Below are 16,921 nucleotides of genomic sequence, written 5' to 3' on the forward strand. Positions count from 1 at the left end.
ATCCAGACGAAATCGTTGTGTGAATGCCAATATGCCGGATAATTGCAGATTACATCTGGGTTCGTGACTCAGTGTCCGGTCTGCGATTGCGGCCATAGCGGCGGGGCAACACCCGGACTCATCTCGAACCCGGCAGTTAAGCCCGCCCACGTTTTGGTGCTGTACTGAGATACGAGAGTTCCCGGGAACCACCAAACGCTGCAATTGCTCAGTGAGTAATTGTGTCTATTCTCAAAAGTTATTATCATAGCAGTGACTGCTGTATTCACCTCTTCTGCTTAAAAGTGGGTCTTAATTCGACTGTTTTTGGTTTTTATTTTAATATTTAAGCTATAAATTTCTTTAACAGTTAAGTTTTGGCAACTGTGGTAATTGTTAAATATTTCAAAATCGCGTTTTAATTGTGATACCTGCATCTGATTATGATTCTGCTGAAAAAAAATGTCTGCCCTACTGGAATGTTTTTTTTGATACCCTTCTTGAATTTATTCCGGATAATTGCGGGAATATTCTGGAGCTGGCATCAGGAACCGGTTTTTTAACCGAAATTTTAGTTGAAAAACTTCCTTGCACTGATATAACATGCCTTGATATTAACAGGGAGTATATTGAATTTGCCCGGCGTAAAAAAAATCTGGCAGGTGTTAAATTCATAACCGGAGATATGCGTAAGTTTCTCTCCCGCCGCAGATATGATACAATATTAATTTCACAGGCTCTGGCCTTTTTAACAGATTATGACAGGCAGAAACTGGGAGAAAATATTCATCATATGCTCACTGATGGCGGGGTATTTATTGCAGGCGACATCTTCTGCCCGGAAAGTTTGTTTGAGAGGGATCTTTATAAGAAATTGTGGGCGAAATTCATGATTAAAAAAGGCTTTTCACCGGAAGAGGCAAAAGGAATGATTGATCCCCTTGATGATTATTGTCAGGGAAATACGATTTCATCTTTTGAAGAAATGCTGGACTCAGCTGGTTTTAGCCGTGTGATTGTTCCGTACCGGAGAGAATATTATGGAATTATTGTTGCATATAAATGACCTGCCTGATGAAATATAATTCTGATGCTGCGTTATTTTAAATTTCTGCGTTAAATGGGTATCTATTGAGATATTATATCATTAACTGACTTTTTAAACTTTGTTTCTTTGGTCTGTAGTTCTTCGTAACGCTTCTCCTATATTTTTTGGTACATTTAATTATTATTTTTTGTACTTTTGTCCTAATAGATTCTACCAAATTACAAACATTAATCTTTAAAACCAGCAAAAATAAGGAGTAATGAAGATCATCTCCACAGGCAGTGCTGAAGAAAAGCAGAAAATACCTTCTGATTTCTTTAAAGGTAAGGATGAAGAAGTGACAAAAAATTTTATCCAGATTCCGGAAACAACTATTAATTCCGGTAAGAAGAGCAGATCTACGGATACATGCGGTTCTGTAACCTTAAAAAGCTCTGATTATCCGGAAATATCGGAGATCACCATTCTTCCCGGGATTAACCGGAATGGCTGCCGGGAAAATTTTAGCAGTATAACCATACGTCCGGGTGATACAATATCAGTTGTCGGGCCGACCGGTTCAGGTAAAAGTGCACTTATTAACGATATTGAGATCTTTGCCAGAAAAGATACAGTCACCGGAAGAACCATTCTCATAAATGGTGAAGATCCTCCGGATGAATACATCAGGGATCCTGCAAAGAAACCCGTTGCACTGATTACTCAGAATACAAAGTGCCTTGCAGATCTAATTGTCAGGGATTTTCTTCAGATGCACCTTATTTCAAGGAAAATATCCGGAGAAAGTATTATTGAGGATACAATCTCACTTGCAAATGAGTTCACCGGAGAAAAAATAATTCCGGATGTGAAGATGACCTCACTTTCCGGCGGGCAGACGAGGTCACTTATGGTGGCCGATGCGATAACAATCTCCAATGCCCCGATAGTTCTTCTGGATGAAGTTGAAAATGCAGGAATTTTCAAGGAAAAAGTTATTGAAGCCTTAAAACAGCATCAGAAAGCCCTGATTTTTGTAACTCATGATCCTCTTGTATCCCTTCTTTCGGACAGAAGAATTGTAATGAAAAACGGAGCTGTAGATAAAATACTCACACCCGGAACTGAAGAGAGCGATGCTCTTCGTGAGATTATCAGAATGGACGGGCTGCTCTGCCGTATGAGGGAGAAGATAAGGGCCGGTGAGTTGATTACATCGGTCGTGGCAATATGAAATTACTTGTCATCGCCGGGCCGCCTTCTGCCGGAAAAACTGCGGTTGTAAGACAGGTTATAAAACATTTCAACCCGGAAGTCCGGTGCGCATACCTTAAAATTGATGTTGTGACGGCATTTGAGGACCGGGAACTTTCAGAGGAGTTTGGTATTCCGGCAAGAAAGATCTGCTCCGGTGATCTGTGCCCGGATCATGCCGGAATTATGGTCATGAAGGACGCAATTTTATGGGCAGAAGAAGAGGATGCAGATATGCTGATTGTAGAGAGTGCAGGTCTCTGCCTCAGATGCTCTCCATATACTACCCAGTCACTTGGAATTGTAGTCCTGAGTGCTGTATCCGGAATAAATTCTCCCTTAAAGATGGCGCCAATGCTGGCACTTGCCGATCTTGCGGTTGTGACAAGAACTGACCTTGTTTCCCAGGCGGAAAAAGAGGTATTCAGGGAGAGAATAAAAGGTGTAAACGGGAATCTTGACATTGTTGAAACGAATGCAGTTCAGGGTACAGGCATGAGATACCTTTTCAGGGCAATAGATGAACAGACGGGTATTTCTGATCCCTGTGAAATTGTTCTCAAAGGAACACCGCCCCTTGGAGTCTGTACAGTATGTGTCGGAAAAAAAGAGATTGGCTGGCAGAATCATTTTGGGGTTATAAGGCCGCTTGACAGTGCAGAATTCATGTTTCGGGGTGAATGAAATGGCCGCATGGCAGCCGCCCGGAAAAAACTGCGGCAGATGTGGTTGTCCTGAATGCAGTGGATTTACAGAACTCTTAAATTCCGGAAAAAAAGTGCTTACAGACTGCCCTTTTTACAGACCGGAAACTGAGCCTCATCTGAGAAATATTGCCGGAGATGCAGAGTATAAAGATACTGATATCATTGGCAATTCTCTAGATTTTATACTGCATGCACTTCCCGGAGAACCGTCTGCAAGAAAAGTTGTACAGCCTTTTCGACCTGATCTTGTCGAAAAATGGAATATAATTCCGGGTGACATCGTTCTTGGGCGGCCTGAAGGTGCAGGCTGTCCGGTTCAGCATGTCCTCTCTGTAATAGATGCCGATCCGGTAACAGGAGTTTTAACTACCCATGTGGTAAGCCCTCTTATTGCAAGAGATCCAAAGACAGATGTTAAAGACGTTAAGGCCTATAATATGATAGCTTTTGAAGGAATTGCAGAGACTAAAAGGAATCCTCCGGTATTTGGGATGAGGCAGAGGTTTTTACCGGGCTACTGCATGATGCATCTTGGCCATACCGGGGTGGTTAATATGGTGCTGAAAAAACCTTCAGGCATTCACATAAGGGTGGAGGATATTATTATATGAAGACAACTGCTGAAATAAAAGCAAAACTGGATAAAGGAGAGGCAAAAGTCTATACGGCAGCTGAATTTAAAAAATTAATCCGTGAGGGAAAAAAACCCACACTGGATGATGTTGATATTGTTACATGCGGAACATGCGGGATAATGTCGGGTGCAATGGCGGTAATAAGCCTTCAGGTGGCAAAACCGGGAACTTTCAGGCGTGCAGATACGATCTCTCTTAACGGAGTTCCTGCATATCCGGGCCCAAGTCCAAATGAAGGTCTTGGCATAGTGGATCTTGTGGTCTATGGGACCACCCATGCGTCGGATGAATATGGTGGCGGCCATTTATTCCGTGATATCATTGAGGAAAAGGAGATTGAAGTTATTGCACAGGCCGATGGGAAAAGCTATTCAAATATACTGTACGGTGATGAATTTCTCTCTTCAAGGATGATAGCCACAAGATGTGCCTACAAAAACTACTCCTGTTTCGTGAATAAATCTCCTGAAGATGTCAATACAATATTTTCAGCCCTGCCTCTTCGCGGCAATCTTACTGAAGCCACAGTCAGCGGATGTGGTGAAATAAATCCGCTTCAGAATGATCCTGATATGAGATTCCTTAAATCCGGTGCAAATATTCTTTTAAACGGCGCTGAAGGCATTATCATGGGTCCTGGCACCAGGAGTACACCGGAAAAACCTAACCTCTCGGCATTTGCTGATATGATGGAGATGTCCGCTGAATATACCGGTGGATTTGTTACCTCTGCCGGTCCTGAATGTATAATGTCTGTGGCGGGTGCAATTCCGGTAACAGATGAAAAGATCCTTTCAGATGTAAGCATACTTGATGAGAATATCCCTCTTCCTATTGTAGATATAAAGGACAGGTCTCCGGTTGCATATGGCACAAATGCGGACATCTGGCAGGGGACTGATCACAGAATTAATGTAAATCCAATGAACTGCATATTTTGTGGAGAGTGTCCTGCACTTGCAAAATGCCCTACCAGGGCCATTATGCCTGGTGGCGGAGTGATTTTATCAAGGTGCGTCTCATGTGGGAACTGTATCAGGACATGTCCCGGTGAGGTTTATTCAATGAAGACAAAGCCGGTTAATGTTGGTGGTAGAGAAGTTCCTGTAACCCTCAGACAGTCTGACAGGACAAGAGGAGATAAAATATCAGTAGAATTAAAGGAGAAAATTATTGATGGAACCTTCTTCTTCCTTTGAAGGAAATCTTCCGGATGGTGAGTGAGATGGGAGAATATCAGTTAAAATGTCCTTATTGTAGCAAAACATTTCCGGATGACTATACAAACGAATGCCCGTCAAAATGCGGACTGATTCGCGCAGCTTACAGTCAGAAACAGCTTACAGTCAGAAAACTTCCCGGAATGTTCAGATTTCATGACTGGCTGCCTGTGATGGGGTATATCGAGTCGGATGCCGGATCTGTCACATATAAGAGCCTTGAGCTTGCAGAAGAACTCGGCCTTTCAGAACTGTATATCTGTTTTAACGGCTACTGGCCTGAAAAATCTGCTTTTATCAAAACATGCTCTTTTAAGGAACTTGAAGCTCTGCCGACATCGCTACGGCTAAAAGAGCATGGCGGAGGGGTTTTACAGGTATCATCCGCAGGAAATACCGGGCGTGCATTTGCAGAAGTATCTGCAAAATCGAAGATTCCGGTTATTCTGTCAGTGCCGGAGAAAGGAGTGAAAAATATCTGGACTACTGAAGAGACTGAAGATGTCCTTATGTATTCCGTTTCAGGTGATTATACTGATGCAATAGAATTTGGGAACAGTTTATGTGATATTCCGGGTGTAATTCCTGAAGGCGGAGCAAAAAATCCGGCGAGAAGGGATGGTATGGGTACAACACTTCTTGATGGTGCGGTCACGATGAAACGGCTCCCTGACTGGTATTTTCAGGCTGTCGGAAGCGGTACCGGGGGAATTGCCGCATGGGAGATGTCACTGAGGCTCATAGCCGATGGTCGGTTTGGGAATAAGCTTCCAAGGCTTCATCTCTGCCAGAATGAACCGTTTACACCGATGGCAGATGCATGGAATAAGAGGCTGAGGGACATTGTTTCTGATTCCGGTGAGGAAGTTTCAAGAGAACTTGCTCTTGATGTGTATGCCGGTGTTTTGACAAACCGGCATCCGCCGTATTCTGTGCCGGGCGGCCTCTTTGATGCTCTTACCGATACAGAAGGGATTATGACCTCAGTTAAAACTCCGGATGCGAAATCTGCCGGTAAGCTTTTTGAGGATACCGAAGGCATTGATCTTGATCCCGCAGCAGAAGTCTGTGTTGCGTCCCTGATTGATGCAGTTGATGCCGGAACCGTAAATAATGATGATTATATTCTGTTAAATATCACCGGAGGCGGTTACAGGCGGCTTATCGAAGATTACGATATGATTCCTTTATTCCCGTCTGCCAGTCTTCCGGCAGGGAGCACTAATGAAACCGTCAGAACTGAAATTGTGGAGTGGCTGAAAAATTATGAACGAGGATAAGGTACTTGATATTCTAAAAGATCTGAACATTGAATTTGTTGTTTCCCTGCCATGCGACAGGACAAAGGATCTCTGTGCAGGAATGGAGAGTAAGTTTCATTATGTTAATATAAACCGTGAGGAGGACGGGATTGGTGTCTGTGCCGGACTTGCTCTTGCGGGCAGGAGGCCTCTTCTTCAGATGCAGAGCTCCGGTCTTGGAAATTCAATGAATGCTGTTATGACACTTACAGACCTTTACGGCCTGCCGCTTCCGGTTATTGCAAGCTGGCGTGGAGTCTATAATGAGAAAATTTCTGCCCAGATTCCGTTTAATTCTAAAATACCTGAGATGCTTGAGGCATTTAATATAGGATATACAATTGTAAGCAATCCTTCTGAATCCGAACTCATCAGAGAAGGGATAATGAAGGCTTTTGATAATTCGGAAGTTCATGTGATTCTGATTACACCTAAATTCTGGGAGGGCAGTACTCCTGAATGCTGTATTCCTGATAAATTCCCTGAAAGGTGCAGGCATATCTCTCTCTCATACGAGCGTGAGATTAAATCTCCGGTGATGAAAAGAGCTGATGCAATTGAAGCTCTCGTTCCGTTTCTATCTGATATGCCTGTTGTCTGCAATATCGGCGTTCCATGCAAGGAACTTTACAGGGCAGATGACCGGCCTGAAAACTTCTATATGCTTGGCAGCTATACCCAGGCAACCCCTATAGGGTTTGGGGTTGCACTTGGACAGGAGAAGGATGTTATGGTGGTTGACGGTGACGGAAGCCTTCTTGGCACTGCTGTTTTACCGGCTGTTGCAGCAGAATCTCCTGAAAATCTTATAATTCTTGCCCTTGATAATGGAGCATTCGGAAGTACCGGTATGCAGATAACCCACGCCTGGAATATATGCGATCTGGAATTTATGGCAATCGGGGCAGGGATAAAGAACACAGTTAAGGTACATACTAAAGAAGAGTTGTGGGCTGTTCTTGACAGAAGGAAAAATGGAGAACTCCGGGGAACTTTATTTATTCATGCTATTATTCTTCCGGGAAATTCGGATGCTCCTAATGTACCGTTAAGTGCATCTGAAATTAAAGACAGGTTTTTGGGTGTTGTAACGTCTAAAAGATAGCTGAATTTAATTCAAATTTTATATGCAATATTTTCAGTTTCACAATTAGTATTATATTTTGAGGCTGTTGCACGGTTCTTTTCTTGTAGATAATAAGACAATTTCATTTGACAAACGGGTATTTTTTTGACAATTTATAATCAATAAATACTAACAATTTATTCATTTGTCCACTATATTTTATTCACGCAACAGCCTCTTTTATCATGTGTTTATTTTGGTCATTGTATGTTATTTCTGCGGTTTATTATGTTGTTTGCCATAAGTCTAATTTATCCTCTCAGAAAATTGGAGATGAGTCCTATAATTTAAGCTCTGGTTCAATAAATGCAGATATGTCATATATTATCAGTTAGTTAAGTTGAGCGCGCTTCTTTTAAGATATGTGGCGTTATATTAATTTTTTGTTATGTTTTTAATATTGGAATTAATTATTACTTTATATCTACAATATGAATTTTTATTTCTAATTTCCTCCTTATTTGTTATTTTATTTTTTTGTATTATGTGGCAGCTTTATCTATGGTAAGTGCCTATCATAAAACAGATGACTCCGTATGAGTATGAATACCCTGAAGTACGGATATTATTAATTGATGATGATTTATTATTCCTAAATGAAATAAATGAATTTCTTGAAAACTCAGAAGGAATAAACGCCATAGCAGTTTCAGATGCAGCCGAAACAGCTGAATTACTGTCAGGTAAGGATTATAATGTAATTATCCCGGATTACAGAATGACGGGAACGGAAAACACAGAATTTATAGAATATTTACGGTTAAATAAGGAAAATATACCCTTTATTCTTTTTAAAAGTAAAGGGGACGATGCTGCGGGTATAGAGACAATTAACAGCCGTGCTGATTATTATATTTTAATAAACCATGATGCTGAGGCACAGTTTAAAGTACCTGAATCAATAATCCGCAATATTTTTTCTGAATTACTTGCCGGAAAAATACTTCAGAGAAGACTTCTGTTAGAAAAAACAATATCAGATATTTCATCCCGTTTTGTCAACTTTAAGTCATTCAACTATGCCGTTGATAATTCTCTCTATGACTTAGGTGTTGTTACCTGTGCAGAATCTGTAAATCTTTTATTTTTTGATAATATCAATAATTCATATACTGTCACAAATTCATGGTTTAAAGATAATGCAGGCGGGAGAAAAGATATTTTTGTCACAATTCCGGAGAGTAAAATACCCCGGCTCTTAACAGAACTTAAAGCTGGTAAGTTTATTTATCTGCCTTCATTTGATACAGTTGCTGAAGAAGGTAAAAATGATTGTAAATATCTGTCTGGTTTTGGAATAAAATCGCTAATTTTTCTCCCGATATTAATTAATGATCGCCTTGAAGGATTTATCTCTATTGAGAATTTTAAAGTATCAGCCGGATGCACAACCGGTAATATTGATATTCTGACAGTTGTAGCAGACATTTTTGGTGATGCAGTTGAAAGGCTGAGGAAGGATTCTTCACTTATTAAATCAAATAAGGAGCTAATCGCCTCAAATGAAACTCTTTCCGCAGCTGAGGAGGAGTTAAGGCAGCAGCTTGAAATTCTTATGGAAGCACAGAAATTATTAATTGATAGTGAGGAAAAATACTGTCTTTTATTCAGGAATCTGAATTTCGGGTTTGCCCTCCATGAACTAATTACTGATATTGAAGGAAAGCCCTCTGATTATCGTTTTATAGAGGTAAATCCCGCTTTTGAGAAGATGACCGGGCTGAAAAATCATGATATTGCCGGAAAGAGAGTTCTTGAAGTGCTTCCCGGCACTGAGGATTACTGGATTGAAAGTTACGGTAAAGTTGCACTTACCGGAGAGCCGTTACTGATTGAGAAGTACAGCAATGAAATGTGCAAATATTTTTCAGTATCGGCATACTCACCCAAACCCGGATATTTTGCAACAATATTTCATGATGTGACTGATAAAAAGGAGGCTGAGATTAAGGCAGAGCAGCTTGGCAATATACTTGAAAATTCCCTGAATGAAATATATATATTTGATACAGGTACACTGAAATTTCAGCATGCCAATCGTGGTGCAAGGATGAATATTGGCTATTCTGAAGAAGAACTGTCAAATATGACTCCTCTTGATTTGAAACCGGAATTTACTGCTGAATTATTTGAAGAACTTATTGCACCGCTTAAATCAGGTAAAGCGGAGTATGTGGACTTTATTACCATTCACAGAAGGAAAGACGGTTCATGTTATCCTGTTAAGGTGCACCTTCAGATAACAAAGTCCGGTGATAAAGAAGTTTTTGCTGCAATAATTATTGATATTACTGACAGGGTTGAATCTGAGCGTGAACTGGACAGGAGCAGATTCATTCTTAATGAAGCTCTGAGTGGCAGCCGGGCGGGACTGTGGGAGTATAATACTCAGAATGATATAATTAATGTTCAGTTTACTGATACATGGGAGGAAATATTGGGATATTCTGTGCAGGATTTTCCTGATATAACAAAATCCGGTATTAATTCAGAGACCTGGCTGAATCTGGTTCATCCGGATGATCTCAGTTATGTTAAAGAGGGATTAAATGAATGTATCAGCGGAATTTCTGATTATTACGACACTGAGTACAGGATGAAGCATAAATCCGGCAGATGGGTCTGGGTGCATGCAAGGGGCCGGGTGAAAAAAACTGATGGTGGCGGAATTCCTCAGGTTATATATGGCACTCATGTAGATATTAGCGGTCGTAAAAGTGCTGAAGAAGCATTAAAGGTGAGTAATGATAAATTAAAGATGCTCTCTGAGATCTCCCGCCATGATATTCTCAATCAGGTTACAGCGCTTAAAGTTTATGCGATGTTTTCAAGAGAGATCGTTCAGGATGAATGCAGCAATCCAAAACTCGATGAGTTTTTGAGTAAGATTGAGAATGGTCTGAACATTGTGTTAAATCAGATCGATTTCTCACGGAATTACCAGAAACTTGGAATTGAGAATCCAAAGTGGTATGGGGTGTCAAAACTTATTGAAAACAGCATAACTGATGGCCTTCTTATCAGGGAACATTGTAAAGGACTTTTTATTTATGCTGATCCTATGATTGAGATGGTGTTTAACAATCTCTTTGAAAATACTGTTCGTCATGGAATAAATCCGAATAATGTTAATATTTATTTTGAAGACAGAGATAACTGCTGCAAAATAATTTATGAAGATGACGGGGGCGGAATTCCGGATAAGAAGAAGGGGATGATCTTCAATCGCGGTTTTGGAGATAATACCGGCATGGGACTATTTCTTGCAAGAGAGATACTCTCTATAACCGGAATTAAAATTGAAGAGAATGGTGTGTATGGATCTGGTGCAAGATTTGAAATGACTGTTCCTGATGGTGTGTGGAAAAGAGAGTGAAAGGTTTTTTGTATAGCAACAATATTTTTAATAACTGATATTTCGGGAAAATATAATTATTATATGTGTATTTATTATTGTCAGTTATATTTTTCTGGTATTAGGTATAATTCAGAGTTATGAAATCTGGGAGAAAGATTGCAGTTTCGCAGTCTTCAAAAGCAGGACTTCCTCCGGGAACATTACAGCATGTGGGTGAAAGGGATCCTGAACCAACAAATGTCCGTGTATTTGTATATGGGCCGGATTTTGCAGAAGAAAAAAACCCGGAATGCCTGGAGGAACTGTTCCGGATAAGAGATAGTAATATCTGGATAAATGTCTCCGGTCTTTTTAACCTTGAAGAAATAAAAAGAATTGGCGTTCTGCTCAGACTTCATCCTTTAACCCTTGAAGATATTCTCAATACTAATCAGCGTCCTAAATATGAAGAGTTTGATGATTATATATTTCTGGTGCTGAAAAATATCCGGAATAATGGTGTTTACAATAATTTTAATGATTCTGTCAAAAATGAAAATAATAATGGTGCTGCAATAAATTATTTTTCCGGAGATCTGTTACGGCAGGATAACAGTATCTCCTCCGGTCAGGTTAGCATTATTCTTGGCGAAGGGGTTGTCTGTTCTTTTGAAGAAGCCGGTAGTGATCTCTTTGATAGTATTGTAAAAAGACTTTTTGACAGTAAAAGCCGTATCAGAAAGTACGGTTCTGATTATCTTATGTATGCACTTACAGACTGTATTGTTGACAGATATTTTGCTGTGTTTGAAAATATAGGGGAGTATATCGAGGATCTTGAAGGAAGGATTATTGAAGAGGGTGATGACGGGGTGATGGAGGAGATATATGCACTTAAAAGAAATTTATTATTTATACGGAAACAGATATGGCCTGTCAGGGAGGCAGTGTCAGGAATTATCAGGAATCAACCGGAATTAATATCTGAGAAGATTATCGTTTATCTCAATGATGTCTCAGATCATCTCCATCAGCTGAATGACATTCTTGAATCATACAGGGAGATGTCAACCGGATTTTATGAGATTTATCTCTCCACCCTGAGCAACCGGATGAATGAGGTCATGAAGGTTCTGACCATTATTGCAACAATATTTATTCCTCTGACTTTCATTGCCGGAATTTATGGTATGAATTTTGTTTACATGCCTGAACTTGCGTGGGAGCATGGTTATCCATCTGCAATTATTGTGATGCTTGGAACTGCTCTTCTTATGCTTGTTTATTTCAGGAAAAAGAAGTGGATCTGACGGGTTTAACTTTTATTGGCATGAATTAGTTTTTATGGGATATTTTTTTATATCGGGCGGATTTTTGCGGCTTAAATCTGTTTTGGGGGCATATGGATTTATTTTGTTATCCCTCAGCTTTCTGCTGTTTTTTTGGTGAGATTTTTTATTTTGTCCTCCAGATTTTTGCACTTACTGATATCTCTGATGTTATCCATATTATCAGCCAGTACTCTTCCTGAATATCTTATTTTGGCGTTTGCAAAGAATGCCTCTATTACCGGCAGGAGATGATCGAAATTTGACTTTCCTTTTCTTCCGGCAACTGAAAAGAGAAGTCCTTTGATCTCTTTCTTCTGTTTGTTTACATTTCTGTTATTTCCTGAAGGTTCTGTGATTTGCAGACCTCTAATTCCTGCAATTTTGTTCATGGCGTGATATGACTGAAAGCGGTCAATGCAGATTTTAATTCCGGCCGGTACTGTATCTGTGTAAACAGGTGTGCAGACTATTAGCAGGGATGAATTTTTTACGGAGCCGATAATTTCATCCATTTCATCTTTAAATGTGCAGCACCCATAATTGTAGCACTGATAGCAGCCTATGCAGGGATGAATGATCATGTCATCCGGGAATATGATTTTACATGATAATCCGGACGACTCCAGTGTTTCTTTTACCCATCCTGAAATAATGGCGCAGTTCCCGTCAGGACGTGGACTTCCCTGGATGATAACTGCATCTTTTGAGTCTGTTTCTGGTCTTTCTCTTCTCTTTCTCTTATTATATTCGTTTTTCTCCAGATATTCTATATATTCCTCCGGTTCATTTTCTATTCCTTCCATCCACACCGAATAAAGTTTACATGCAGTTTGATCTGCACTGTAAGGTACAGTTGGTGAATATTCGTATGTGTTGGTCCGGAATTCTGCCAGAACATTTCCTGATGAACTGAGGGTGAGTACATACAGGTACATCTCAGGGTACATAGCAGTCAGGTTATATCTTTTAAGAATGAGGGAATACCGGATATTGTTCTTTACAAAGTCATTTTTCATCAGGATTCCGGATGTAAGCAGCACATGAGTTACTGGGGACTGCTGATAATATATAGTTTCAGGATATTTCGCGATGTTTTATTTTTTGGCCGGAGTTTTATTTATTATTGGAGTATAGATTTTATCTGACTGTTACAGTTTAGTATATTTAAATTTACTGCCTGCTTTTTCAGCTGATTATTTATCTGAACTTATTTTGTTCTCCGGATGTGCGGTTTATGAATTTATCTGGTGTGTATTGGACCTGTTCAGGTTCTGAAAAAACTGTAAATGATCTTCTCTAAGAGATCATCCTGAACTGAAGATTAATGCTCAATATCTCCTATGAAATATCTGTTCCGGTCATCTTGAATGTTTCATTATTATCTGTGTGAAAGCAGAATTGCCGGCACATTAGTGACTTTTTTAGCAGTATCTGTAATAATATTCCACGTAGGCACTGTGTGCCTTTCTTTTTACAGAAATGGATTCATCCTTCATCAGGTCACAGATTGCATCTGCCATTAATATATAACAGGTTTTTCCAATCCATTCTGCTGCAAGGGCACGGATTTCAGGTGAGGGATCATATGCGTACCGGGAAAATAACGGGCACAATTCCGGGGATGAAATTCCGTATGCTGCATATGCAACTGCTTTTCTGATTGTTTCAGATTCGTTCCCGCTGAAAATTTCAATGTATTCGTGAATTTTCGTCCTGTCAATACTTATTAGTGCTTCAATTGCTCTTCCTTTGAGGCTTTCATCCTGACAGTCAAGATATTTTTCAATGAATTCGGTTGATTCATCGCTGCCGATATTTCCCAGTGCAGATATAATTTCACCATCCGTTTTCTCACTCCTGCCTGATATTTTTACAAGATGTCTTATTGCAGAATTATTTTTCCTTCTTCCAAGTGCCTTTATGGCAGAACTGACCTCCGTTTCGTCTGATGAGGTTAATTTTTCTATGAGGTACCTGAAGGTGTTTGTGTCAGTGCAGCCTCCCATAAAACAGATGATCTCATTTCTGATCTCAGGAATTGCAGCAAATTCCATAATATTACTTCTGATTCTCTCAGGATCATTGTTTGCCAGTGCTGAAAATGAATAACTGATAACTCTTGAATCTTCCTCTTCAGATATGCACTTCTCAAGAAATTCTGTGTTATCCGGAGAGTACATATTTTTAAGGCTCCTTAATATCATCAGTTTTATCTGTCTGCTGTCCTCAGCACTGAAAATTTCTCTGAGAACGATAATTGTTTTTTCTGAACCGGATGTTATAAGCTGCTTTATAAATGCCCTTTTAGCGTTATATTTGAGGGACTGATATGAACTGATATCAAAGTCTCCGGTAACTCCCGGGTAAAGAGCGGAGCATAGATCTGACATATTATAGTCATAAGGTATTTTTTGGCCGGGCCTGTTTTTGTCATTATTTTTAACCCGGAAACTTTCACCATTGATTCTGCCTGCAATGGTGATTATTGTGCTATAATAATCTGCAAGTGTGTACAATGACAGTTCATAATTCAGTTCTTCAGGTTCAGTACCTAAATAAAGGGCATCAATCATTATCTCTGAAATTTCCGGGGAGAAAGTTGAATCCAATCCGTTTATTAACTCTTCCGGAATTTTATGGTCGCCTGATATCATGAGCGGGATTATATGCCCAAGTATAGTTTCTTTTTCAAACCCTGTTAATAATATAATTTGCGGGATGTCGTAATCCATTTTCAGAAGTTCAAGTGTATCTGATACATTTTTGTGCATTCTGAGAAGTTTTGGTTCATACTTCCCAAGGTAATCATTGATCCAGTGTTCTTTCGTTTCTGAAAATTCATATGATATTTCATCTGAATCATTTTTATGTGGTGAATCGGTATTGTCTTCAAAAGAATAATTCCGGTTCTTTTCTTCCGGCGCTTTTGCATCTGCCGTGGAAATAGAGGTTATTCCTTCTGAATGAATATCTATGTTGGAAATTTCGTGTTCACGGGTTATTTCAGAACCTGAATAATTATTGATATTAAAGATGCGGTTGCCGTTACCGCAGTTATCTTCATTTGAACATGCAGAACTATCTTTTTTTCTACAATATGCTGCTATTTCTTCCAGGTACAGCTCTCCAAACTCATCCACCCTGTTTTTACTAAAACCACCTATTCTGTATAATTCATCTCTGGTTTCTGGCAGAGTTGCGGCCATATTTTTAAGTGCTACTGTCGGGCAGATATTAAATGATATTACCCTCATTTCAGTGGATATCTTTTCTGTCAGCCTCTTCAGGTTGTCAAGAAGTTCCGGATCATAACTGATTTCACTTCTCTTTTCAGACATTGTCTGAAATGCAGGCATATATCTGTTGTTTCTTTTTCTGAGGAATATTTTTGTGTCTTCGTCCTCAATTTCACGGCTCTTCCCGCATATGCTTAATAGCAGGAATTTCTCATCAGTCCATTCAAAGTATCCCTGCGAGACCAGTTCATAGATATAGCTCTTAAGCTCATCTTTACCATAAGCTGAACCTTTGTTATAGGAATTAAGTCGGTCACGATTGAATTTCAGAATGTCCTTATTTTTTGACCCCTTAAGAATATCTGCAATCTGTCCGGCTGATGATTTACCTCTTAACTCCCTGAGGCAGTTATATACCAGATTTGCAACATCTTTGCCGTTTATTTTTTCAGGCCTGTTTATGCAGTTGTCGCATCCGGGGCAGGGTTCTTCATTATAATCTTCTCCAAAATAACTGAGTAGATATTTTCTCCTGCACTGTGAGGTTTCACAGAAGTTAATCAGGTCGTTAATTCTCTTCATTGCAATTGATCTGCGCCCTGAATTTCCGGAATTTTCTTCATAGACCATATTTCTGATCTTTGAGAAGTCACCAAGTGAATAAAAGAAGATGCAGTCGCTGTTTTCCCGGTCACGTCCTGCACGTCCGGTTTCCTGATAATAGGATTCAAGATCTTTGGGAGGATCGTAATGAATTACAAATCTTATGTCCGGCTTATCAACTCCCATTCCGAATGCGACAGTTGAACAGATGATTGGAGTTTTTCCATAGAGGAACTCTTCCTGCGTCTCTCTTTTTACATCCTCCTGAAGATTTGCATGGAATGGCTTTGCATTAAATCCGTTATTCCGGAGAAATCCGGCAATTTCTTCTGTTGTTTTTCTTGAAAGGCAGTATATAATTCCGCAGGAACCGTGATTTTCATTTAAGTATTGCAATATCTGTTCTTTCGCTTTTTTCTTCTCTTTTACGTAATAATACAGATTTTCCCGGTTAAAACTTCCCACATAGACGTTTGGATCTCTCAATTCAAGTTGTTTTATGATGTCATTTCGCACTTCAGGAATTGCTGTAGCAGTCAGCGCTATTATAGGAACATCCGGAAAAGTATCTCTTAATACCCGGATTTCGCGGTATTCCGGCCTGAAATTATGCCCCCACATTGAGATGCAGTGTGCTTCGTCAACCGCAATCAGTGAGATCTTCAGTTTCTTTAAAAAACTGATAAAATCATTGTTTGTCACTCGTTCGGGTGAAACAAAAAGTATCTTTATCTCCTGATTTTCTGCTCTTTTTTTGATTTCCCAATGTTTTCCATAGTTTGAGCTGTTTATTGTCGCAACCGGAATCCCGTTTATCTTCAGGTTATCAACCTGATCTTTCATTAATGCCTTTAATGGTGATATTACAAGTGTTATGCCATCCAGAAGCAGTGCCGGTAATTGATAGCATATAGATTTGCCACTCCCGGTGGCTAAAATACCAAGTGTGTCCCTGCCATTTAATATATCATCAATTATTTTCTTTTGAAAAGGCAGAAATTCACTGTGGCCAAATTTTTCTTTTAAAATGTCTTCAGGGGATGGCATAATTATACTTTTTAGTTTGGTAAAATAAGGCATATATTCATAGCGAAATGTCCCCGATAAATATTGAAAATTTAATTATACCGGATGATTGATAATCAGGACTGCTAATTATAGTGCA

11 protein-coding genes and 1 rRNA gene are annotated in these 16,921 nt (G+C 39.6%); 10 read left to right on the forward strand and 2 right to left on the reverse strand.

The annotated features are described in order from the left end of the window. Nucleotides 1–84 precede the first annotated feature (84 nt). The 10 genes from rrf (at nt 85) to corA (ending at nt 11,896) form a co-directional block, all read left to right on the forward strand. Nucleotides 85–207: ribosomal RNA gene (gene rrf / locus METLIM_RS07360) — 5S ribosomal RNA — on the forward strand. 196 nt (nt 208–403) lie between these two features. Continuing rightward, nucleotides 404–1,045, forward strand: coding sequence for a class I SAM-dependent methyltransferase (locus tag METLIM_RS07365; protein WP_004077324.1), 642 nt, complete (start codon nt 404–406; stop codon nt 1,043–1,045). 241 nt (nt 1,046–1,286) lie between these two features. Beyond that, entirely contained in the window at nt 1,287–2,240 is a 954-nt protein-coding gene (locus tag METLIM_RS07370) for an ATP-binding cassette domain-containing protein (RefSeq protein ID WP_004077325.1), read from the forward strand. Further along, entirely contained in the window at nt 2,237–2,944 is a 708-nt protein-coding gene (locus METLIM_RS07375; RefSeq protein WP_004077326.1) for a GTP-binding protein, read from the forward strand. The genes METLIM_RS07370 and METLIM_RS07375 overlap by 4 nt, the downstream gene beginning before the upstream one ends. Before the next feature lies 1 nt (nt 2,945). Continuing rightward, nucleotides 2,946–3,578 carry a (Fe-S)-binding protein gene (locus tag METLIM_RS07380; protein WP_004077327.1) on the forward strand — a complete coding sequence of 211 codons (633 nt, stop codon included), beginning with the start codon at nt 2,946–2,948 and terminating at the stop codon, nt 3,576–3,578. Next, nucleotides 3,575–4,801 (forward strand): methanogenesis marker 16 metalloprotein, encoded by a 1,227-nt coding sequence (locus METLIM_RS07385; protein WP_004077328.1) that lies wholly within the window; start codon nt 3,575–3,577, stop codon nt 4,799–4,801. Before METLIM_RS07380 ends, METLIM_RS07385 begins: the two co-directional genes overlap by 4 nt. 14 nt (nt 4,802–4,815) lie before the next feature. Beyond that, the gene (locus METLIM_RS07390) at nt 4,816–6,102 is read left to right on the forward strand and encodes a cysteate synthase (RefSeq protein WP_004077329.1); all 1,287 of its coding nucleotides are present in this window, start codon (nt 4,816–4,818) and stop codon (nt 6,100–6,102) included. After that, a complete protein-coding gene (gene comD / locus METLIM_RS07395) occupies nt 6,089–7,228 on the forward strand; it encodes a sulfopyruvate decarboxylase subunit alpha (RefSeq protein WP_004077330.1) in 1,140 nt (379 codons plus the stop codon). Before METLIM_RS07390 ends, comD begins: the two co-directional genes overlap by 14 nt. Nucleotides 7,229–7,757: 529 nt before the next feature. Next, a complete protein-coding gene (locus METLIM_RS15535; RefSeq protein WP_052300893.1) occupies nt 7,758–10,625 on the forward strand; it encodes a PAS domain S-box protein in 2,868 nt (955 codons plus the stop codon). Between the two features lie 119 nt (nt 10,626–10,744). Next, on the forward strand, nt 10,745–11,896 hold the full coding sequence (gene corA, locus METLIM_RS07405; protein ID WP_004077332.1) for a magnesium/cobalt transporter CorA: 1,152 nt from the start codon (nt 10,745–10,747) through the stop codon (nt 11,894–11,896). Between the two features lie 113 nt (nt 11,897–12,009). On the opposite strand, the gene METLIM_RS07410 is transcribed toward corA, so the two are convergent. Both METLIM_RS07410 and METLIM_RS15540 read right to left on the reverse strand, forming a co-directional pair. After that, nucleotides 12,010–12,933, reverse strand: a complete 924-nt coding sequence (locus tag METLIM_RS07410; protein WP_048146270.1) for a flavodoxin family protein — start codon at nt 12,931–12,933, stop codon at nt 12,010–12,012. Nucleotides 12,934–13,338: 405 nt separating this feature from the next. Further along, nucleotides 13,339–16,803, reverse strand: coding sequence for a RecQ family ATP-dependent DNA helicase (locus tag METLIM_RS15540; protein WP_169312368.1), 3,465 nt, complete (start codon nt 16,801–16,803; stop codon nt 13,339–13,341). Nucleotides 16,804–16,921: the final 118 nt, after the last annotated feature.

This window comes from Methanoplanus limicola DSM 2279 (assembly GCF_000243255.1).
GTDB lineage: Archaea > Halobacteriota > Methanomicrobia > Methanomicrobiales > Methanomicrobiaceae > Methanoplanus > Methanoplanus limicola.

Excerpts from the sequence above, each read along its gene's own strand:
- METLIM_RS07370 (WP_004077325.1), top strand. The coding sequence starts at position 1,287 with ATGAAGATCATCTCCACAGGCAGTGCTGAAGAAAAGCAGAAAATACCT.
- METLIM_RS07375 (WP_004077326.1), top strand. The coding sequence starts at position 2,237 with ATGAAATTACTTGTCATCGCCGGGCCGCCTTCTGCCGGAAAAACTGCG.
- METLIM_RS07380 (WP_004077327.1), top strand. The coding sequence starts at position 2,946 with ATGGCCGCATGGCAGCCGCCCGGAAAAAACTGCGGCAGATGTGGTTGT.
- METLIM_RS07385 (WP_004077328.1), top strand. The coding sequence starts at position 3,575 with ATGAAGACAACTGCTGAAATAAAAGCAAAACTGGATAAAGGAGAGGCA.
- METLIM_RS07390 (WP_004077329.1), top strand. The coding sequence starts at position 4,816 with ATGGTGAGTGAGATGGGAGAATATCAGTTAAAATGTCCTTATTGTAGC.
- comD (WP_004077330.1), top strand. The coding sequence starts at position 6,089 with ATGAACGAGGATAAGGTACTTGATATTCTAAAAGATCTGAACATTGAA.
- corA (WP_004077332.1), top strand. The coding sequence starts at position 10,745 with ATGAAATCTGGGAGAAAGATTGCAGTTTCGCAGTCTTCAAAAGCAGGA.
- METLIM_RS07410 (WP_048146270.1), bottom strand. The coding sequence starts at position 12,933 with ATGAAAAATGACTTTGTAAAGAACAATATCCGGTATTCCCTCATTCTT.
- METLIM_RS15540 (WP_169312368.1), bottom strand. The coding sequence starts at position 16,803 with ATGCCATCCCCTGAAGACATTTTAAAAGAAAAATTTGGCCACAGTGAA.